Here is a 20,090-nt window from a genome sequence, read left to right as displayed (position 1 = left end):
TTTTCGCGGCAGCGGAGCACCGGACTCCCTCAGATAACCCACCACCCCCGTTCACGACAACGCACGATTGGACATGGTCCCATGTGATGCGTTGTTGCGCAGGCCTGCCGCGCTGCTAATGTTTCAGGCGAATAATCAATTCCAGACCGGCCCGACCGGCCGCGGAAAGACAGTTTGTATGAATGACCACACGCGGCTCCGCGACGGCCATGCGCCGCATAGCGAGCTCGAGGGGTCGATGGCGGCGGTGGCGTTGGCCACCGATCCGGCCGTCGGCGCGCAGGCGCCGGGAACCGGCGTCTATGCGGCGCTGGACCTCGGCACCAACAATTGCAGGCTGCTGATCGCCTGTCCGACCCAGGACGGCTTTCGCGTGGTCGATTCCTTCTCGCGCATCATCCGGCTCGGTGAGGGCGTCTCGGCCACGGGCTGCATCAGCGAAGCCGCGATCGAGCGCGCCATCGCCGCGCTCAGCATCTGCCGCGACAAGATCAATTTGCGGAAGGCGCGGCGGCTGCGGCTGATCGCGACCGAAGCCTGCCGCGCGGCTTCGAACGCGGAAGGTTTCCGCAGCCGCGTTGCGGCCGAGACCGGCATCGAGCTCGAGGTGATCGACCGCGAGACCGAGGCCGCACTCGCCGTGCTCGGCTGCTCGCCGCTGGTCGATCCCAGGGGACGCGGCGCGATCCTGTTCGACATCGGCGGCGGCTCCACCGAGCTGGTGCGCATCGAGCGCGACCCGGAAAACCCGGACCCGCGTATAAGAGCCTGGATGTCGATCCCCTATGGTGTGGTCACGCTCGCCGAGCAGTTCGGCGGGCGTGACGTCACGCCGGAGATCTATGCGGCGATGGAGCAGGAGGTCGCAAACCACGTCGCGCCGTTCGCCGAGGAGCACGGCCGCGATCTCGCCGACATGCACCTGCTCGGCACGTCGGGCACGGTGACGACGCTGGCCGGCATCCATCTCAATCTGGCGCGCTACGACCGCCGCCGCATCGACAGCATCTGGATGAACGATGCCGACATAACCGCGACCATCAACAAGCTGCTCGGCATGAGCTACGAGGAGCGTGCCGCCAACAGCTGCATCAGCGTCGAGCGTGCCGATCTCGTGCTGGCAGGCTGCGCCATCCTCGACGCTATCCGCCGCGCCTTTCCGCTGCCGCGCCTGCGCGTCGCCGACCGCGGCTTGCGCGAGGGCATGCTGGTCGAGATGATGCGCGAGGACGGCGCGCTCAGGAGCTGGTGAGTATGGCCAAGGACACCACCGGCCGCTTGCACGTCCAAGTCAAGACCAAGGTCAAGACCGGCGGCAAGCGCAAATTGTCGTCGAAGCTGTGGCTGGAGCGGCAGCTCAACGATCCCTATGTCGCCAAGGCCAAGGCGGCGGGCTATCGCTCGCGCGCCGCGTTCAAGCTGCTGGAGATGGACGACAAGTTCCGGCTTCTCAAGCCCGGCATGGCCGTGGTCGATCTCGGCGCGGCGCCCGGCGGCTGGAGCCAGATCGCCGCCAAGCGCGTCGGCTCCACGGAAGGCAAGGGCAAGGTCGTCGCGATCGACTTGCTGGAGATGCCGGAGATTCCCGGCGTCGATTTCGCGCAGCTCGACTTCATGGACAACGACGCGCCGGAGAAGCTGACCGCGATGCTCGGCGGCAAGGCCGACGTCGTGATGTCCGATATGGCCGCCAACACCACCGGCCATCGCAAGACCGACCAGCTCCGCATTGTCGGCCTGGTCGAGACCGCGGCCGCGTTCGCCTGCGACGTGCTCAAACCCGGCGGCAGTTTCCTGGCAAAGACGTTCCAGAGCGGCGCCGACGCCGAGCTGCTGGCCCAGCTCAAGCGCGATTTTGCCACCGTGCGTCACGTCAAGCCGGCGGCGAGCCGGCAGGATTCCTCGGAGCGCTACGTGCTCGCGACGGGATTTCGCGGCGGAGAAACGGCGTAGCCGCCGTCATTGCGAGGAGCGAAGCGACGAAGCAATCCAGAATCCCTCCGCGGAAACGGTCTGGATTGCTTCGCTGCGCTCGCAATGACGAGACCGATACTACCCCAGCCGTTGATCCCGCACGTCCTGCGTATCCTCGGACGCCGCCTTGACCGCGGCCTTCTCTGCGCCCTTGCCGGCACCCTTGCGGCTCGCGATCTCCACCGCCTTGCGTCCCGAAATCTCGTGGCCGGCGTCCGCGGGCATCTGCCAGAAGAACCAGCTCGATGCCGCCGAGGTCAGCGCCACCACGACGAAGGCGGGCGCGAACACGGTGGCGTTGAGCTCGCTGACATGGCTGAACCACATCGTGGTCTCGACGCAGGCCGCGCCGACGGCGACGCCGGCCGAGATCGCGAGCTGCTGGTTGACGCTGACGAGGGTGGTGGCGCGGCTCATCTGCGCGGTCTCGACGTCGGCATAGGCGACCGTGTTGATCGCGGTAAACTCCAGCGAGCGGAAGAAGCCGCCGACCACCAGGATGACCATGATGATGAGCAGCGGCGTCGTCACCGTGAACAGCGCGCAGACGCCGAGGAAGAACGCGCTGATGATCGCGTTCACCGTCATCAAATTGCGGAAGCCGAACGTGCGGATGATCCGCGCAGCCAGCGTCTTCATGCCCATCGCCCCGAGCGAGGAGGCGAAGGTCACGAGGCCGGAATGGAACGGCGACAGGCCGAAGCCGATCTGCATCAGGAGCGGCAGCAGGAACGGCAGTGCGCCGATGCCGAGCCGGAACAGGAAGCCGCCGAACACGGCTGCGCGCAGCGTCGGCAGCTTCAGGAGTGAGAAGTCCAGCACCGGCGATCCGGTTCGCCGCGCGTGGATGACGTAGAGCGTCATCGAGATCGCTCCGCCCACGACCAGCGCTGCCACCGTGCTCCATGGCAGCAGATTGAGCCCGGCGACGGAAAGGCCGAAGGCGATGCCTGCGAGCCCCAGCCCAGAGAGCACCATGCCATAGAGATCGAACGGCTCCCGCGTCTCGCTCTTGATGGGATCGATGAAGCGCAGCGCCATGAAGATGCCGAGCAGCCCGATCGGGATGTTGATCAGGAAGATCCAGTGCCAGGACGCATAGGTCGTGATGAAGCCGCCAAGCGGCGGGCCGATCACCGGGCCGATCAGGGCAGGGACCGTCACCCAGGCCATGGCATTGACCAGCGCTCTCTTGTCGACCGAGCGCAGCAGCACGAGGCGCCCGACCGGCGTCATCATCGCGCCGCCCATGCCTTGCAGGATGCGCGCGAACACGAAATCGGTGACCGAGGTCGAGAGCGCGCAGCCGACCGAGCCGACCATGAACACACCGACCGCGATCGCGAACACCATCCGCGCGCCGAACCGGTCGGCGGTCCAGCCGCTCGCGGGAATGAATACCGCGAGCGACAGCAGATAGGAGGTGATCGCGAGCTTCAGCGTCAGCGGGCTGGTGCCGATGTCGGCCGCGATCGCCGGCAGCGAGGTGGCGATCACGGTCGAATCCATGTTCTCCATGAACAGAGCCGTGGCCACGATCAGCGGAATGACGCGTTGCTTGTCGACCATAAGGATAATGAAATCGGAAGGAGGGGTGGAGTTGCGGCTTATCACCGCCGTCCGCCGCCGACCATTGCGGATCCACGCATGGCACCCAAATCCCGCGTAACAACGGTGTGACCGTCTTCCGTCATTCCGGGGGCGTCCCTTCTCCCTCCGCCGTCATTCCGGCGCGCGCCCCTTGGCGCGAGCCCGGAATCCATTGGGCCGCAGCGCTGCTGCGAGATGGATTCCGGGTTCGCGACTTCGTCGCGCCCCGGAATGACGGGTCGGGGTTGGGCTGGCGCATGGGGCTGTCCCCGCCTGGAGGCCCAAAAACCCCTGTGCATGGCTGGCCAGCGGCCCGAATTGCTTTGATTCGTCACGCGGCCGTGCTATCGACCCGCGTCAACCCCACCGATGGGCTCCGATTCTCAAGGCGTTGCCGCAAGGGACGCCGAGGGCGGCGCTCATCCATTAGCATTTGCGGCAAGGCCGCAGGAAGGAGTTGGCAGATGGCCACGGTGCAACTTCAGGGCATCCGCGAAGCCTTTACGTTCGATGACGTGCTGTTGAAGCCGGGCCTGTCCGACGTCATGCCCGGCGAGGTCGACATCCGCTCCCGGGTCACCCGCGCCATTCCGCTCAACATCCCGATCATGGCCTCGGCCATGGACACCGTCACCGAGGCCCGCATGGCGATCGCCATGGCGCAGGCCGGCGGCCTCGGCGTCATCCACCGCAATTTCGATCCCGAAGGGCAGGCCGCCCAGGTGCGGCAGGTCAAGCGTTACGAGTCCGGCATGGTGGTGAACCCGCTCACCATCAGCCCCGACGCCACGCTCGACGACGCGCTCAAGCTGATGAGCGATCACGGCATCTCCGGCATTCCCGTCGTCACCGGCGCCGGCAAGAACACGCCCGGCAAGCTGGTCGGCATCCTCACCAACCGCGACGTGCGCTTTGCCACCGACCGCCGGCAAAAAGTCTCCGAGCTGATGACCCGCGAAGGGCTCGTCACGGTCCGTGAGAACGTCAACCAGGACGAGGCGCGGCGGATGCTGCACCAGCACCGCATCGAGAAGCTGCTGGTCGTCGACGATCAATATCGCTGCGTCGGGCTCATCACCGTGAAGGACATGGAGAAGGCGGTTGCCCATCCGCTCGCCTGCAAGGACGGGCAGGGGCGTCTTCGCGTCGCTGCCGCCACCACGGTCGGCGATACCGGCTTCGAGCGCACCGAGCGGCTGATCGATGCCGGCGTCGACCTCGTCGTCGTCGACACCGCGCACGGTCATTCCCGTCACGTGCTGCAGGCGGTGAACCGCATCAAGCGCCTGTCCAATTCGGTGCAGGTGGTCGCCGGCAACGTCGCGACCACGGAAGGCGCGCAGGCGCTGATAGACGCGGGCGCGGATTGCATCAAGGTCGGCATCGGCCCGGGCTCGATCTGCACCACGCGCATCGTCGCCGGCGTCGGTGTGCCCCAGCTCACCGCGATCATGGATGCGGTCGACGCGGCGAAGAAGGCCGACATCCCCGTCATCGCTGACGGTGGCATCAAATATTCCGGCGACCTTGCGAAAGCGCTCGCGGCCGGCGCCGACATTGCCATGGTCGGCTCGCTGCTCGCCGGCACCGACGAGACACCCGGCGAAGTATTCCTGTGGCAGGGCCGTTCCTACAAGGCCTATCGCGGCATGGGCTCGGTCGGCGCGATGGCGCGTGGATCGGCCGATCGTTACTTCCAGCAGGACATCAAGGACACGCTCAAGCTCGTGCCTGAAGGCATCGAGGGCCAGGTGCCCTACAAGGGCCCGGTCGGCAACGTCATGCACCAGCTCGCCGGCGGCTTGCGCGCCGCGATGGGCTATGTCGGCGCACGCGACATGAAGGAGCTGCACGACAAGGCCCAGTTCGTCCGCATCACCGGCGCGGGCCTGCGCGAAAGCCACGTCCACGACGTCACCATCACGCGCGAGAGCCCGAACTATCCGGGCGGGGGCTAGGCGCTTCGGTCGCGCGCGCGTTTTGCGCGCGATAAGATATTGCCGTGCTTGGTTCGACCGGAGCGGCCCGCGACCGGATTTCGGATAAGCTTGTCGTCGCGGTCGCTCAGGTGGGGTTGAGATGCAATCCTACTCGGCGAATGGCGCTGCATCCACCAGATCAACCACCGAAGGCGCCCTGTATCCTTCGACAAAGCGCTCGCCGAAATCTCGGATGAAATTGTCGTAGCTTGTTTCCGGCCTGGTGCTTGCGATATGGCAGAAGCAGCGGCGAAATTGCCGTTTGATCTGCATTCGTGGGAATTCGGCGACGATCCGCGACACTTCGGCGGCGGGAATGACGTCGTATTGCAGCCCGATCACGTCGAAGCAGATGCCGGCTGTGGCGAGTGCAACCTCGCTCTCCTTGTAGAGAGCGATCGACGGGGTCGAGTTCAGCGCGACGCTGTCCCAGATCAGCTGGGCGCGGCGTTGGTCGAAGCCGCGCTCGGCGGCAAAGTGCCGCGCCAGGTCCGCGCCTTCGACTTCGAACCGGCGCGGTCCGGCGAAGCTTTCATTCAGCGTGATGTCGTGCAGCAGGGTGCCGACCGCGAGCACCTCCTCATCGTGCGCCACGTTCTGCAATTGTCCGAGCCTTGCCGCGAACAGCCACGAGCGGACGACGTGGTTGAACAGATACGGCGCGCAGTGCTGCCGCGCATGTTCGATTGCGGCATCAACTATGGGAGTGTCGGGAACGACGACGCCCGCGAGGGTGCGGTGGGCAGGTTTGTCCATGCTGCTGTCTTTCTCGCTTAGATCTGCGATTCAGGTGAACGAGATCGCTAGCTCCGGATGAATCTCAGCAGCTCGGCGTTGATCTGATCCTGATGGGTGGCGGTCAGGCCGTGCGGGGCCCCCGGGTAGTAGACGTCCTTGGCGCCCTTGATCAGCTTCGCCGATTTGCGCGCGGAGTCCTTGACCGGCACGATCTGGTCGTCTTCGCCGTGCAGCACCAGGGTCGGCACGTCGAACTTCTTCAGGTCCTCGGTGAAATCGGTTGCCGAAAAAGCTTTGACACATTCATAGGCGTTCTTGGCACCTGCCTGCATGCTCCACAGCCAGAACTGGTCAAGCGTGCCCTGCGAGATTTTTGCACCCGGCCGGTTTGCGCCGTAGAAGGCAATCGCCAGATCCTTGTAGTATTGCGAACGGTCGCCCGCGACGCCTGCACGAATGGCATCGAACACCTCGATCGGAAGGCCCTCCGGGTTGGCTTCGGTCTTCAGCATGATCGGCGGCACCGCCGCGATCAGCACCGCCCTGGCGACGCGACCGGTACCATGGCGGCCGATATAGCGCGCGACCTCGCCACCGCCGGTGGAATGGCCGATCAGCGTGGCGTCCCGTAAATCAAGCGCTTCGATCACCGCGGCGAGATCGTCCGCATAGCCGTTCATGTCGTTGTGCTCCGAGGCCTGGCTGGAGCGGCCATGACCGCGCCGGTCGTGCGCGACGACGCGAAAGCCGTGCTGGGCAAGGAACAGCATCTGGCCGTCCCAAGCGTCTGCATTCAGCGGCCAGCCGTGCGAGAAGGTCACGACGGGGCCTTGGCCCCAGTCCTTGTAATAGATCTCGGTGCCGTCCTTGGTGGTGATCGTGCTCATCGTTTTGCGTCCTTTGGGGTGAGGAGAGAGTTGTGGAGCCAGTCGGCGAGCCGGGTCTGCCCGAGCTGCGGCTCGTCGCCCGGCGTCAGTGACTGATCGTTCAGGATCAGGCCGAAATAGTCGGCATGGATATCGGGGATCACTCGGCGCGTGTCGCCCCTGGCGGCCAGAACCTGCTGCGCGAAGTCATCGAGGCCGCGCCTTTCGGGTCCGGCGATCTCGACTATGCGGTTGCGGGGCGGACCGAGCGCCAATTCGGTCAGTGCGGCCGCGACGTCGTCGGCAGCGACCGGCTGGAGATGCGCGGGCGACAGCCGGATCACATCGCTCTCGGTGCCGCCCGCGATGATCGCGTCGATGAATTCGAAGAACTGCGTCGCGCGCAGGATGGTGTATGGAAGGCTTGATGCTTGGACGAGCTCTTCCTGTACGAGCTTTGCGCGAAAATAGCCGCTCGTCGGCAGTCGGTCGGTGCCCACCACCGACAGCGCGAGATGATGCTTCACCCCGGCGGCGGTTTCGGCCGCCAGCAGGTTGCGGCCGGAGGTCCGGAAAAAATCCATCGCGGTCTTGTCGTCGAAGGCCGGCGAGTTCGCTACGTCAATCACGACTTGTGCGCCGTCGACTGCTTCGGCGAGGCCCTCGCGGGTCAGCGTGTTGACGCCGGAGGAGGGCGAGGCCGCGACCACCTCGTGGCCTTTGGCCTGAAGCCTGCGCACCACATTGCTACCGATCAGGCCGCTGCCGCCGATCACCACGATCTTCATTGTGCCCTCGCGTCTCGTTCGCTGCAGAGGCGGCAGGATGCGCCAGAATCCGGCCCAAGACCTTGGTATGGACGTGCAGCGCCCTTGGTTTTCGCTTGAAATCTGCTTGCAGTTTCGTCCAAACAGGGCGCAGCAGCCTCGGCTGGGGTGCGCCGAGAGCGGGATGCCGCTCGGGTTTCAATCAGGGTCTTTGTGGTGCAGTTCACCTTCGAAGCCTATGTCCTCGATGAGGACCGGCGGGAGTTGCGGCGGGACTCCGGGGCGGTCAGCCTCACGCCGCAGGCTTTCGATCTGCTGCTGTATCTGGTGCGCAACCGCGACCACGTCGTCAGCAAGAACGATCTGTTCGACACGGTCTGGGGCGGGCGGATCGTCTCGGAATCGACGCTGGCCAGCCACATCAACGCTGTGCGCAAAGCGCTGGAAGACAGTGGAGAGGGGCAGCGGCTGATTCGAACCGTTCCGCGCAAGGGGTTCCGCTTTGTCGGCGAGGTGCACGTAGCGGTCGATCAGCGCATCGCGATCGTGCCGTCGGCGGAGAAGCCGGTTGCTGCGCTCGATCTACCCGACCGGCCCTCGATCGCAGTGCTGCCGTTTCTGAACCTGAGCGGGGACCCCGCTCAGGACTATTTCGCTGACGGGGTCGTCGAGGACATCATCTTCGGTCTGTCGCGAATCCGTTGGCTGTTTGTGATCGCCCGCAATTCCAGCTTCACGTACAAGGGCCGCGCGGTCGATGTGAAGCAAATCGGCCGCGAACTGGGCGTGCGCTACGTGCTGGAAGGCAGCGTGCGCCGCTCCGCTGGCCGTGTGCGCATCACCGGGCAATTGATCGACGCATCCACCGGCGCTCATCTGTGGGCTGAGCGATTCGAGAGCGCGATGGACGACATCTTCGAGCTGCAGGACCAGATCACCGCCAGCGTCGTCGGCGCGATTGCGCCGCAGCTCGAGCTCGCCGAAATCGAACGCGCCAAGCGCAAACCGACCGAAAGCCTCGATGCCTACGACTATTATCTCCGCGGGCTGGCGCAATTCCACACCGCGACCCGCGACGGAATCGATGCGGCGTTGCCGCTGTTCTACGGGGCGATCGATCGCGATCCGGACTTTGCTGCGGCCTATGGCATGGCGGCGTGGTGCTTCTACTGGCGCAAGATGAATCGCTGGCTCGCAGACCGCGCCGCCGATGGCGCCGAGGCGGCGCGGTTGTGCCAGCGCGCGGTGACGCTGAACAAGAACGACGCAGTTGCATTGTGCCGTGGCGGCCACGCATGGCCCCATTTCGGCGGCGATCTGGACACCTGCGTCGCCCATGTAGACCGCGCGCTGGTGCTCAATCCGAATTCGTCGACGATCTGGTATCTCGGCGGGTATCAACGAATCTCGATGGGCGAACACGACAGCGCGATCGACTATTTCAGTCGAGCCATGCGGCTCAGCCCGCTCGACCCCGAGATATTTCAGATGCAGACCGGGATCGCGATGGGACATCTGTATTGCCGCCGCTTCGACGAGGCGGTGGCGTCACTGCAGCGGGCGTCGCGGCAGATGCCGAACGTCCTGCGGGTGGCCGCCTTCATGGCGGCGAGCCACGCGCTGGCCGGGCGGATGGACGACGCCCGTGAAGCGATGGCCCACGTCCGCAGGCTGGATCGGACTTTACGGGTCGGCGTTTTGGAGGATTGGCTGCTTGTCCGCCGTCCGCAGGATTTCGCGCTCGCCTCGGAGGGCATGCGGATGGCCGGGCTACCCGAATGAAGGGAGCCGTGTCGGACAAAATGCTGGAAACGGCAACAACGGATCTGAACAAGCTTGATCGGCGATAGGCCTTGATTGGACGCCGACGCGCCCTCGGCGCCGAGGAGCCAACCGCTCCACCGCTTTTGTGTTGACGCAGCTACCTGCCTCCGCTTCCGTCCATATCGAACGACAAAAGGAGGAAGCCATGGCCCAAGGTCAACATAGCGCCAAACGCATCGTTCTCGCCGCGCGTCCCGTCGGCGAACCCAAGCCGTCTGATTTTCGCCTGGAGGAATTCGCCGTTCCGACGCCAGGGCAGGGCGAAGTCCTGCTGCGCACGATCTGGCTGTCGCTCGATCCCTATATGCGCGGGCGCATGAGCGAAGGGCCGTCCTACGCAGCTCCGGTGCCGGTCGGCGGCGTGATGGAAGGCGAGGCGGTCAGCGAGGTCGCGGCCTCAAACAATCCCGATTTCGCGGTCGGCGAGATCGTGCGCATCCGCTCGGGCTGGCAGACCCATGCGATCTCGAACGGCAAGGGCCTGATCAAGGTCGATCCCAAGCTCGGGCCGATCTCGACCTCGATCGGTGTGCTCGGCATGCCCGGCATGACCGCCTATACGGGCCTGCTCGACATCGGCAAGCCGCAACCGGGCGAGACGGTCGTCGTTGCCGGTGCGTCCGGCGCGGTCGGTTCGGCAGTGGGGCAGATCGCCAAGATCAAGGGCGCCCGCGCGGTCGGCATCGCCGGCGGCAAGGACAAGTGCGACTACGTTGTGAAGGAGCTCGGCTTCGATGCCTGCATCGATCACCGCGATCCCGATCTCGGCGCCAGGTTGAAGGGCGCCTGCCCTGGGGGTATCGACGTCTATTTCGAGAATGTGGGCGGTGCGGTGTTCGAGGCGGTATTCCCGCTGCTTAACCCGTTTGCACGCGTGCCGGTTTGCGGCCTGATCGCCCATTACAACGACACCGAGGCCAAGCCGCCGAAATGGGCGGCCAGCCTGATGCGCGCGACGCTGACCAAGCGGCTGACCTTCCGCGGCTTCATCGTCTCAGACTTCGCAGCCCGCCACGGCGACTTCCTGCGCGACATGTCCACTTGGGTTCGCGACGGCAAGGTCAAGTACAAGGAGTTCGTCACCGAGGGCCTGGAAAGCGCCCCCGGCGCCTTCATGGGCCTGCTGAAGGGGGCCAATTTCGGCAAGCAGCTGGTCCGGGTCGGGCCGGACAAGGCCTAGGTATGATCCGGAAAAGTGCGAAGCGGTTTTCCGGAAAGATCATGCCCAAACGACGACCTAAAGCGCGATAGCATTCATCGCGCTTTAGGCGACAGGGAATGGGACTCACGTGGCCCCGCGGCCACACGCCGCGTGGAGATAGTTAAGAAAGAGTCACCAAATGGTCACACCTGCCCGCAAAAGCCGCGGGTGTGACCGCCTGTTCATTGACGGCCGGACGAAGGCATTGAATCATCGCGCATATTTTAGGTGCTGCGATGTTAGAGATTGGTATTTTCTGCGTCATCCTCCTGGCCGTCGGCTATTGGGCGACCATGTTCATCATGGGCCGTCGCGACGACGTCATCCATGGCAAGTTCGTTCACGCCGAGGACGAGGGCGAATTCGCCCCGGCCGCAATGCCTGCGCCACCGCCATTCCCGAAGCGTCCCGTGAAAGCTGCGCAGCGCCCCGCTGCTCAGCCAGCCGGCACCGAGGCCAAGCCGGTGAACAGCGCTGCGCTGCAATCGCTGCTCGCGGCCATCCAGCAGGATCTCAAGAGCGTCGCGTAAGCCGCAACGCTCAGACGCTGCCGCGCTCGACCAGGAACAGATCGACCGCGAGCCGCTGCTCGGCGCGCGGCGTGCCCGAGAGCCGCCCCAAAAGCAGTTCGCCCGCGATACGTCCCACGGCCGCCGCATCGAACGAGATGGTCGTGAGGCCGGGCGTGATCTGATCGGCGACGTCGTTGTCACCGAAGCCGAGCACGGCCAGATCGTGCGGCACCGACAGGCCGCGGGCGCGAGCCTCGATCAGCGCACCGGTCGCGAGCAGGTCGTTGGCGCAGAACACGGCATCGATGTTGCCGCCGCGCGCGAGCAGGGCGGTGAAGGCGGCACGGCCGTCGACCAGCCCCGTCACCTCTCCAACGAGGATTTCGTGAACGATCGTGAGGCCGAGCTCTGCGGCCGCCGCGCGAAAGCCGTCGCGGCGGAGCGCGCCGCGGCCGCTGCTGCGGCCGATGAAGGCGACGCGGCGATGTCCCGCCTGCGCCAGCCGGCGAGCGGCCGTCGCGCCGGCGTCCGCATTGGGCAGGCCGACCAGCATGTCGATGGGATCGCGCGGAAACGCCCAGGTCTCGATCACGGGAATACCGAGTTCGGCCAGCGCCGTGCGGTTCTCCTCGAGCTCGATGACGCCGGTGAACATCACCGCCGCGGGGCGGATGCCGCGCAGCGACTGGATCATCGCGACCTCCTTGGCATAGGAGTAGGAGGTCTGGCCGACCAGCACCTCAAAACCTTCCGGCTCGAGCGTCGCGGCAAAGCTGCGCACCGCAAGGCCAAACTGCTGGCTGAGGATGTTGGAGACGAAGGCCACGACCACGTTGGACCGGCCCGAGCGCAGCGCGCGGGCGTGCGGGTTGGAAGCATAGCCCGTCGCCTCGATCACCTCGAGGATGCGCTCGCGGGTCTTGCGATTGACTTTCTCGGGATGGCGCAGCACCCGCGACACCGTGATCGGTGCCACGCCGGCGCGTTCTGCGACTTCCTCGATGCGCGGCGGCCGCCCGGTCGCGTTGCTGCGGCCGGGCGGCGCCGGAATGCGCACGACATCGTCATAGCTCGGCTTGGCCGGATCGGTCATCGATTCCCGAGGGTAGTCGAAGTCGCGTCCGCTCCAAAGCTCACCGTCCCAGCACCTCGTCCCGCTCCAACGCGCGGCCGACCTGCACCAGGCAGTCGCCGCTCTGGCTGTCGGTGTGCAGGCGCTGCGAGATCACGATCCCGTCGGCGGGAAAGCGCAGCACCTCTTCGGCAAGCTCCGGGCGCTCGAAGTCGTGATACCAGCCGGCGATATCGCCCGCCTTGACCCGCGCACCCACGGTGACAGCGGGCTCGAACCAGCCGCGGCGCGTGGCGAACACCGCCTGGGCATGGCTCTGCAACGCCAACAGCTCGGTGGCACGCTCGACCGGCGCATGCGGCCCAAGCACGGGCGCCTGGACGAGGCCGAGAGCGAGCAGCAATCGGTCGACGGCACGCGCGGTGAACGCCATCGTCTGCGGCGTCACCGTGCCGCCGCCGCCGAATTCGCCGGAGAGTCCGATCGCGCCGGCGCGCGCGGCCGCCGCCATCGAGGTCGGCGCCGTGGCGCCGTTCTCGGCGACGAAGGCGAAGGGCATGCCCAGCCCTTCCATCAGGCGCAACGCGTGGCCGAACATCTCGGGCGGTCCCTGCCGCTCTATCAACGCGCAAGGCACGTGCGCCATCGACGTGCCGCCGGAATGGATGTCGAAGACGACGTCGTGGCGCGGAAACAGCTCGTGCTCGAGAAAATGCGCCAGGCGGAATGTCGGCGTCCCCGCGGCATCGCCCGGGAACGCGCGATTGAGATTGCCTTCATCGAGCGGCGAGCGGCGGCGCGCCGCCATCACGGCCGGCCAATTGGCGAAGGGCAGGATGGTGATCTCGCCCTTGATGTCCTTCGCAACCAACCGGCGATACAGCCGCGTCAGCGTGATTTCGCCCTCATATTCGTCGCCGTGATTGCCGGCCATCAGCAGCAGCTTCGGCCCGGCGCCGTTCTTGATCCGGAAGATCGGGATCTTGAGCTGGTAGTAGGGCGAGCGATCGATCGAGAACGGAATGCCGAGATGGCCGGACCATTTCTGGTCCTTCTCGAAATCGATCTCGTGGAAAAGTCCGGTATGCATGGCTTGCCTCGAGGCCGCGTCGTCGCCGACGCCGGCCGAAGTTTGAAGAAAGGCGTCGTTACAGCAAGGCGACCGCGGTCATCTCGACGCGCAGATCGGGATCGGCGAGACGGGCTTCGACGCAGGCGCGCGCCGGCGGATTGGCTGGATCGATCCAGGCATCATAAACCGAGTTCATGGTGTCGAAGTCGGTGATGTGCGGCAGGAAGACGTTGACCGCGATCAGCTTGGAGCGGTCGGAGCCGGCCTCCTTGAGCAGCGCGTCGATCTTGGCGAGCACCTGCTCCGTCTGCGACACGATGCCGGCCTTGCGGTCATCGGCGACCTGGCCGGCGATGTGCACCATGCCGCCGGCGGCGACGGCCTGGCTCATGCGCGATCCCACGACGTAACGTTTGATCATCTCAATTCTCCTCGGGAAGGTCGGCTCCCGCATGACGCGGGAGCCGCGGCTGAATTCACAGCGTCGGCAATGACTGCTCTTCCTTGAACCATTTCAGCTGAAGTGCGGCGAGCTTGCCGTTGAGCTTATTGAAGAAGATGTCGGTGTTGATCCAGTTGAGCAGGTTCTGCTCGCCCTGACGAACTCCGACATGGGCCGGCGACTGGCGGATCAGAAACTTCAGCTCGACCTCCTTGGTCGGGTTCTGGTCCTGCACCTTCAGCGCGATGGCGCTGTTCTCCGCGAACGTGTCGGCCTGTCCGGCGAGATAGGCCGCAATCGCGGCCGGCGTGTCCTCGAAGCGCACCAGCTTCACCTTCGGCGCATTGTCGGTGAGCCAGACGTCGAGCGTCGAGCCCTTGGCCACCGCAACGCTGCGGCCGTCGAGATTGTCCGGCTTCTTGCCGGCGGCGGAGGGCAGCGACTTTGCGCCGTAGACGCCGAGATTCACCACCGCATAGGGCTGCGAGAACATCACCTGTTGGGCGCGCTCGGGCGTGGCGCCGAGCCCTGCGATCAAGATGTCGATCTTGTCCGAGAGCAGGCTCGGGATGCGCGCGGCTCCCGTCACCGGGACGAGCTCCAGCTTCACGCCCATGTCGGCGGCGATCAGCTTGGCAAGGTCGGCGTCGAGGCCGGCGATCTCGCCCTTGTCGTCCTTGAAGCCCCACGGCGCGGCATCGGTGAGAATGCCGACGCGAATCTTGCCGGCGCCGAGCACGTCCTGGAGCTTGTCGGCCTTGGCCAGGCTCGGTGCGGCGAGGACGGCGAGGGCCGCCGCCGCAATGGTGAAGAGGGACTTCAACGTTCTCATGACTCTCTCCTTGAAGGGGAAGGTTCTCACTTGGAAGGTTCTCACTTGGAAGGTTTCACTTGGAAGGTTTCATTTGGCAGATGCGATGAAGCTTGCGAGCTCGGGGGTTTCAGGGTTGGCGAACAGTTTTGCCGGTGGGCCCTGTTCCCAGACGCGGCCCTGATGCATGAAGACGATGCGGTCGGCGACGTTACGGGCGAACCCCATTTCGTGGGTGACCAGGATCATGGTCATGCCCTGTTCTGCCATGGCTTCCATCACCTTCAGGACTTCGCCGACGAGCTCGGGGTCGAGCGCCGAGGTCACCTCGTCGAACAGCATCAGGTGAGGCGCCATGGCGAGGCAGCGGGCGATGGCGACGCGCTGCTGCTGGCCGCCGGAGAGCTGCTCGGGCCAGGCGTCGATCTTGTCGGCGAGCCCGACGCGGGTCAGCACGTCCGCGGCTAGCGCGCGCGCTTTGGCTTTTTCGATCCTGCCGGTGAGCAGCGGAGCGAGCGTGATGTTGCGCTCGACCTTCAAATGCGGAAACAAATTGAAGGCCTGGAACACGATGCCGACGCGCTGACGGAATTTCTTCAGGTCAGCCATTCTGGTGTGGACCTTCTGGCCCTCGACCCGGATCTCGCCGGAATCGACGCTCTCCAGCGCGTTGATGCAGCGGAGCAGCGTCGACTTGCCCGAGCCGGAGCGGCCGATGATGGTGACGATCTCGCCTTCCTCGACGTCGAGCGAGACGCCCTTGAGCACCTCGACCTTGCCGAATGTCTTGCGCACGTCGCGGATTTCAACGAGAGCCATCGAGGCGGGCCTCCAGGGAGCGGGACCAGAGCGTGAGCGGCAGGCACAGCGCGAAATAGATCGCGGCCACCAGCGAGTAGGTAAGCAGCGGCTGGAACGTCGCCGCGCTCACCACTTGGCCGGCGCGGGCGAGCTCGACGAAGCCGAGGATCGAGGCGAGCGATGTGCCCTTGATGAGCTGCACCAGGAAGCCGACGGTCGGCGGCAGCGACAGCCGCAGCGCCTGCGGCGCGATGATGTGGCGGAACTGCTGCCAAGCAGAGAGGCCGAGGCAGGCGCCGGCCTCCCATTGCGCCTGCTTTACGGCCTCTAAGCCACCTCGCCAGATCTCGCCGAGGAAGGCGGCGGTGTAGAGCGTGTAGGCGACGGTCACGGCGACGAGCGCCGGCACCTGGATGCCGAGGAAAACCGGCATGCCGAAATAGAAGAAGAACAACAGCCCGAGCAGCGGCACGCTCTGGATCACCTGGATGCACGCCGCCATGGCCCAGCGCAGCCCTGCGAACCGGCTGATGCGCCCCAGCGCGAGCCCGAGCGCCAGCGGCGCACCGAAGAGAAGCGCGAGCACGACGAGGGCGACGGTCCAGCGCAGCGCCGCGAACAGCGAGACGAAGTCGATGAGGGAGAAGGATCGCATCGCTTGTCCCTCAGCGCCGCCGCGGCCAGCGGAAGGCCGCCAGGGCGATCACGGCGAACAGCGCCTTGAACGACATCGCCATCGCGAAATAGACCGCGCAGATCACGGCATAGACCTCGAAGCTGCGATAGGTCCGGCTCTCGATGAAGCCGGCAACGTGAAACAGCTCGTCGGCGGCGACCTGCGAGGCGAGCGAGGTGCCGAGCAGCAAAAGCACGAACTGGCTGGTCACGGCCGGATAGGCGTTGCGCAGCGCCGGCGGTAGAATGATGTGGCGAAATACCTGCCAGCCCGACAACCCCAGGCACTGGCCGGCCTCAACCTGGCTGCGCGGAATGGAATCGAGACCGGCGCGGATGATCTCGACGGAATAAGCGCCGAAATAGAGCGACAGCGCGACGGCGGCGGCCTCGAAGGCGGGCAGCTTCAGGCCGAAGTTCGGCAGCACGAAGAAGACGATGAAGATCTGGATCAGCGAGGGCGTGTTGCGGAATAGCTCGATGTAACCGCGCACCAGCCAGCGTAGCGGCGTGATGCGTCCCTTCAGCGCGACCGCACCGGCAATGCCGATCACCAGCCCGGCCAGCGCCGAGATCACCGTCAGCTCCAGCGTGACGATGGCGCCATCGATGAGCTGGTTCTGGTAGCGCCAGAGCGGCAGGAAGTTCATCGCCGCTCTCAGCCGAACTGGGTGGGGAGGGCGCGCGTCACGATCCCGTCGGCATCGAGACCGAAGATGACGCGCCAGCGGTCGAGGCAGGTGCAGGGATGCGAGATGCCGAAGGCGATGATGTCGCCGACCGCGAGCGCAGCCTCGGGCCCGACCGAGAGGAACGCATGCTGGTCGTTGAGGCGGGTCACTGTGAGCGCTGTGGCAAGGCCTTGCTGCTCGACGCCGTCGCGGACCACGCGCAACGGCACGGGCAGTCCCTGGTCGAAGGAGGCATCGCGCATGCCGAAGCCTGCGATCGCAAGTCCGTCTTCGGGCCGCGACAGCACCTCGGCCCAGAGCGTCAGCGCCGGGCGAAAGCTCTGCACGGCGGAGTGGTGCAGGCCGTCGATGACGAGGCCGCCACGCCGGTCAATTTCAGCGAATGCGCGGGCATAGACGCCGTGATCGGCGAAGAACAGCGCGCCCGAGCGCAGGATCACGCTCGCATTGCCGTCGGCCTGAGCCGCGGGCGCAAATGCGCGCGCGACGATATCGAAATAGGCCGAGCCGCCGGCACTCATGATCAACGGCCGCTTCGGGGCGGCGGCGCGCACCAGCGTAAATGTCTCGATGGTGCGCTCCAGCAGCGCCCCGATCGCGCGCATCGTCTCGTTGGTATCGGACGTTGCGGCGGCGCCTTCGTAAGTGGCGACGCCGCCGAGCGCGAGCCGGTCGGCGGCGAGCACGGCTGCGATCGTTGCCTCGACCGCGGCGCGGTCGCGCGCGCCGGCGCGGCCGGCGCCGAACTCGACCAGCACCGACAAATCCCGGCGGCTGGCGATCCGCACGGCCTCGGCGAGAGCTGCCACCGCAGCCGGTGAATCCGCGAAGGCGTGAAATTCGACGTCGGGATAGGCGCTCAGGAGCGCGCCGAGCCGCCGGCCGGCGGCGAGCCCGCCGATCTCGTTGGCCAGCAGCAGGCGCCGCTCGCCGCTCGCGAGCAGCACGGCGGCCTGCTGGACGTTGGCAACCGTCGTGCCCCAGGCGCCGGCGGCGCGCAGCGAGCGGGCGAGCTCGGGCGACATCGGCGTCTTGGCGTGGGGCGCGACTGCAACGCCAGCGCTCGCGCACCATTTCAGGAAGAGGTCACGGTTGGCCGCGAAGGCGGCTTCATCCAGGGTGAGGGCGGGTAGGGCGAGATCGCCGCGCGCAGGTGACCAGCGCTGGCTGCCGATGTCTTCGATGGTCGCGCCCTCGACCAGGGGAATGCCCCTTATCGTCGTCGAAAGGCGTTGGCGATCCCACCGGGACAAGAACTGCATCATCGCTCCCTCAGCGGCTCTCGACCGCGGCCAGAAAACGATACGTTCTAATGACAACGTTGTCATTAGTGGATTTTAGCCATTCTGAGGCCGAATTCGATGCAACGAGGTATCAAGGTAAAGTTATTTGCCCGTGGCGTAGGCTAATGTCTGTCGCCGATCTGGATGAGCAGCTCCTCGATGTCGACATCGACCTGGCCGGCCGCCCTGATGTGGCGGACCTCGAGACTGTCGGGCTGGAAGCGGTATTCGACCAGGCCGACTTCCTTGATCGCGATCCGGTCCTGGCGCTGATCGTTGATGACGAAGCCCGCTGACGGCGCCCAGACGTGGCGGGTGTGGCGGAAGGTGAAGTCGCGGCGCTGGTGCACGTGCCCGCTGGCGACGAGACGCAGGTCGACCTTGCCGAACATCTCGATCAGCCGCGCCCGCGCCGGCTGCGGCACGTAGCGGATCGACGTCTCAGGCGTCTCGGCGTCGTCGGGCAGATTGAGGAACAGCGGCTTGTGCAGGAACAGCGCGACCGGCCTGCCGTTCACGCGCGAGATTTCCTGAGACAACCAGTCGAACTGCTCGGCCTCGAAGGCGAGGCCCGAATTCATCACCAGCGAATTGAGGCCGATGAAGCGCCAGCCCACGGCGTCAAACGCCCAATGATCTTCGCCGATGATGTCGCAGAACTGCCGGCGGTGCGTCTCGCTGACCGGCGGCTTTGGCGCCGGCCCGATCGCGGTCGGATTGTCCCCGACATCGTGATTGCCGGGGAGATAGCGGCAGGTGACGGGCAGCGCATCGTGCAGGCTCTTCGCGAATTCGACGTCGTCGCTGCTGGTCGGCCCGTCGAACGAGACGTCGCCAGTGTTGACGACGAGGTCGGGCCTGCCGGCGTCGATGTGCTCGCTGACGCGGTGGAAGTTGGCGATCAGGCCGGGAAAGCGCCGGCCGAGATGGGTATCGGAAATCTGCGTGAGACGAAATTCGGACATGCGATCATCCTACCCGTCGCCGCGCGTCGGAACGATGACGGGGCGGGCATGGATCACAGCGAACAAAGTTTAAAGCACGCGGTAGCGGATGGTGTAGCCGTCCTGCGGGGCGACGGCACCGGCGAGCGGAGCGGCAATGCGGTCGGCGAGGTGCCAGGGGCCGAACTGGGTGGAGCGATGCGGCTCGGCCGGCAGGCGGAGGCGGAACTCGAAGACGCCCTTGCCTGAGAGGTTCACGACCAGCACGCGATCGGCCGTGCGGTGGTTGAGCACCACTGCGCCGCGCAGCACGGCCCGGCCGTCCGAGAGGTCGCGCACGCCGTCTACCAGCGCCAATGTCTGGTTGCGGTCGGTGTGCAGCTCGATCTGGCTGTCGCTCACCGCCGTCAGCATCTCCCGGGGCATGCGGATCTCGAACTCGACGGCGGGCTTGGAGGGATTGAGGCCGAGATAGGCGAGCGCCGCGTGGCGCATGTCGTAGGCCGCAAAGGCGAACAGCGCGAGCGCGGCCAAGGCGGCCAGGCCATGCCGGGCGACGTCGCGCCAGGTCCTGTAACTCAGGCGGAAGTAGACCGTCATGGCCAGCGCGACCGCGAGCGCTGCCGCGATCCCAGACAGCGCCGACATCAGGAGGCCGAGTTGGCCCGCGGCGGCTTCGCTGAACAAGCTGGACAAGGAATTCATGGCTGGCTCGCCTCGGCGCCCAAGGGGGCGAAATCGCTTTAACAATCTGGGGTTGGTCGCCAGAGCGGGAACACCGGTTCAAGTCGTTCATTGTCAGCGCCAAAGGTCGCGGCTAATGACGTCGGCGGCATTTCGCCTTTAC

At 65.8% G+C, this 20,090-nt stretch carries 20 protein-coding genes; 6 read left to right on the top strand and 14 right to left on the bottom strand.

The window, feature by feature from the left end; translation table 11 throughout:
• Positions 1–178 precede the first annotated feature (178 nt).
• Both P0R31_RS21060 and P0R31_RS21055 read left to right on the top strand, forming a co-directional pair.
• Positions 179–1,252 carry a Ppx/GppA phosphatase family protein gene (locus P0R31_RS21060; protein ID WP_275516008.1) on the top strand — a complete coding sequence of 358 codons (1,074 nt, stop codon included), beginning with the start codon at positions 179–181 and terminating at the stop codon, positions 1,250–1,252.
• 2 nt (positions 1,253–1,254) lie between these two features.
• Positions 1,255–1,953, top strand: coding sequence for an RlmE family RNA methyltransferase (locus tag P0R31_RS21055; RefSeq protein ID WP_275516007.1), 699 nt, complete (start codon positions 1,255–1,257; stop codon positions 1,951–1,953).
• A 99-nt stretch (positions 1,954–2,052) separates the two neighbouring features.
• Here the strand turns inward: P0R31_RS21055 and P0R31_RS21050 are convergent, their stop codons facing one another.
• The gene (locus tag P0R31_RS21050) at positions 2,053–3,543 is read right to left on the bottom strand and encodes an MFS transporter (RefSeq protein WP_275516006.1); all 1,491 of its coding nucleotides are present in this window, start codon (positions 3,541–3,543) and stop codon (positions 2,053–2,055) included.
• A 485-nt stretch (positions 3,544–4,028) separates the two neighbouring features.
• Here P0R31_RS21050 and guaB point away from each other — a divergent pair, with 485 nt between their 5' ends.
• Positions 4,029–5,522 carry an IMP dehydrogenase gene (gene guaB / locus P0R31_RS21045; protein WP_275516005.1) on the top strand — a complete coding sequence of 498 codons (1,494 nt, stop codon included), beginning with the start codon at positions 4,029–4,031 and terminating at the stop codon, positions 5,520–5,522.
• 129 nt (positions 5,523–5,651) lie between these two features.
• Here the strand turns inward: guaB and P0R31_RS21040 are convergent, their stop codons facing one another.
• Genes P0R31_RS21040 through P0R31_RS21030 form a run of 3 tightly spaced genes read right to left on the bottom strand, consistent with a single transcriptional unit; the run spans position 5,652 to position 7,935 of the window.
• Positions 5,652–6,299, bottom strand: coding sequence for a hypothetical protein (locus P0R31_RS21040; RefSeq protein ID WP_275516004.1), 648 nt, complete (start codon positions 6,297–6,299; stop codon positions 5,652–5,654).
• A gap of 47 nt (positions 6,300–6,346) precedes the next feature.
• Positions 6,347–7,168, bottom strand: a complete 822-nt coding sequence (locus P0R31_RS21035; RefSeq protein ID WP_275516003.1) for an alpha/beta fold hydrolase — start codon at positions 7,166–7,168, stop codon at positions 6,347–6,349.
• Positions 7,165–7,935: an SDR family oxidoreductase gene (locus tag P0R31_RS21030; protein ID WP_275516002.1), complete on the bottom strand. Its 771-nt coding sequence runs from the start codon at positions 7,933–7,935 to the stop codon at positions 7,165–7,167. Before P0R31_RS21030 ends, P0R31_RS21035 begins: the two co-directional genes overlap by 4 nt.
• Positions 7,936–8,130: 195 nt before the next feature.
• Here P0R31_RS21030 and P0R31_RS21025 point away from each other — a divergent pair, with 195 nt between their 5' ends.
• The 3 genes from P0R31_RS21025 to P0R31_RS21015 all read left to right on the top strand — a co-directional run bounded on the left by P0R31_RS21025 (position 8,131) and on the right by P0R31_RS21015 (position 11,469).
• Positions 8,131–9,696: a winged helix-turn-helix domain-containing protein gene (locus P0R31_RS21025; RefSeq protein ID WP_275516001.1), complete on the top strand. Its 1,566-nt coding sequence runs from the start codon at positions 8,131–8,133 to the stop codon at positions 9,694–9,696.
• A 187-nt stretch (positions 9,697–9,883) separates the two neighbouring features.
• Positions 9,884–10,918, top strand: a complete 1,035-nt coding sequence (locus P0R31_RS21020; protein ID WP_275516000.1) for an NADP-dependent oxidoreductase — start codon at positions 9,884–9,886, stop codon at positions 10,916–10,918.
• A gap of 257 nt (positions 10,919–11,175) precedes the next feature.
• Complete coding sequence (locus P0R31_RS21015; protein WP_057028917.1) at positions 11,176–11,469, top strand: hypothetical protein; 294 nt, start codon at positions 11,176–11,178, stop codon at positions 11,467–11,469.
• Positions 11,470–11,479: 10 nt separating this feature from the next.
• On the opposite strand, the gene P0R31_RS21010 is transcribed toward P0R31_RS21015, so the two are convergent.
• From P0R31_RS21010 to P0R31_RS20965, 10 genes are all read right to left on the bottom strand, one after another.
• Positions 11,480–12,544, bottom strand: coding sequence for a LacI family DNA-binding transcriptional regulator (locus tag P0R31_RS21010; RefSeq protein ID WP_275515999.1), 1,065 nt, complete (start codon positions 12,542–12,544; stop codon positions 11,480–11,482).
• A 40-nt stretch (positions 12,545–12,584) separates the two neighbouring features.
• Positions 12,585–13,613 (bottom strand): succinylglutamate desuccinylase/aspartoacylase family protein, encoded by a 1,029-nt coding sequence (locus tag P0R31_RS21005; RefSeq protein ID WP_275515996.1) that lies wholly within the window; start codon positions 13,611–13,613, stop codon positions 12,585–12,587.
• 58 nt (positions 13,614–13,671) lie between these two features.
• Positions 13,672–14,016 carry a RidA family protein gene (locus P0R31_RS21000; RefSeq protein WP_183247468.1) on the bottom strand — a complete coding sequence of 115 codons (345 nt, stop codon included), beginning with the start codon at positions 14,014–14,016 and terminating at the stop codon, positions 13,672–13,674.
• A gap of 55 nt (positions 14,017–14,071) precedes the next feature.
• Positions 14,072–14,869: a transporter substrate-binding domain-containing protein gene (locus P0R31_RS20995; protein ID WP_275515994.1), complete on the bottom strand. Its 798-nt coding sequence runs from the start codon at positions 14,867–14,869 to the stop codon at positions 14,072–14,074.
• A gap of 69 nt (positions 14,870–14,938) precedes the next feature.
• Positions 14,939–15,667, bottom strand: a complete 729-nt coding sequence (locus P0R31_RS20990; protein WP_275515993.1) for an amino acid ABC transporter ATP-binding protein — start codon at positions 15,665–15,667, stop codon at positions 14,939–14,941.
• Positions 15,654–16,304 (bottom strand): amino acid ABC transporter permease, encoded by a 651-nt coding sequence (locus P0R31_RS20985; protein ID WP_275515992.1) that lies wholly within the window; start codon positions 16,302–16,304, stop codon positions 15,654–15,656. The genes P0R31_RS20990 and P0R31_RS20985 overlap by 14 nt, the downstream gene beginning before the upstream one ends.
• 10 nt (positions 16,305–16,314) lie before the next feature.
• Entirely contained in the window at positions 16,315–16,974 is a 660-nt protein-coding gene (locus P0R31_RS20980) for an amino acid ABC transporter permease (RefSeq protein WP_275515991.1), read from the bottom strand.
• A gap of 8 nt (positions 16,975–16,982) precedes the next feature.
• On the bottom strand, positions 16,983–18,278 hold the full coding sequence (locus tag P0R31_RS20975; protein ID WP_430516850.1) for an alanine racemase: 1,296 nt from the start codon (positions 18,276–18,278) through the stop codon (positions 16,983–16,985).
• 143 nt (positions 18,279–18,421) lie between these two features.
• On the bottom strand, positions 18,422–19,264 hold the full coding sequence (locus P0R31_RS20970; RefSeq protein ID WP_275515988.1) for a metallophosphoesterase family protein: 843 nt from the start codon (positions 19,262–19,264) through the stop codon (positions 18,422–18,424).
• A 69-nt stretch (positions 19,265–19,333) separates the two neighbouring features.
• Positions 19,334–19,948 carry an acriflavin resistance protein gene (locus tag P0R31_RS20965; protein ID WP_275515986.1) on the bottom strand — a complete coding sequence of 205 codons (615 nt, stop codon included), beginning with the start codon at positions 19,946–19,948 and terminating at the stop codon, positions 19,334–19,336.
• Between the last annotated feature and the right edge of the window lie 142 nt (positions 19,949–20,090).

Source organism: Bradyrhizobium yuanmingense, assembly GCF_029167105.1.
Lineage (GTDB): Bacteria > Pseudomonadota > Alphaproteobacteria > Rhizobiales > Xanthobacteraceae > Bradyrhizobium > Bradyrhizobium yuanmingense_A.
Note: the sequence above shows the minus strand (reverse complement) of the source record. Positions and strands in the feature narration are given on the sequence as shown.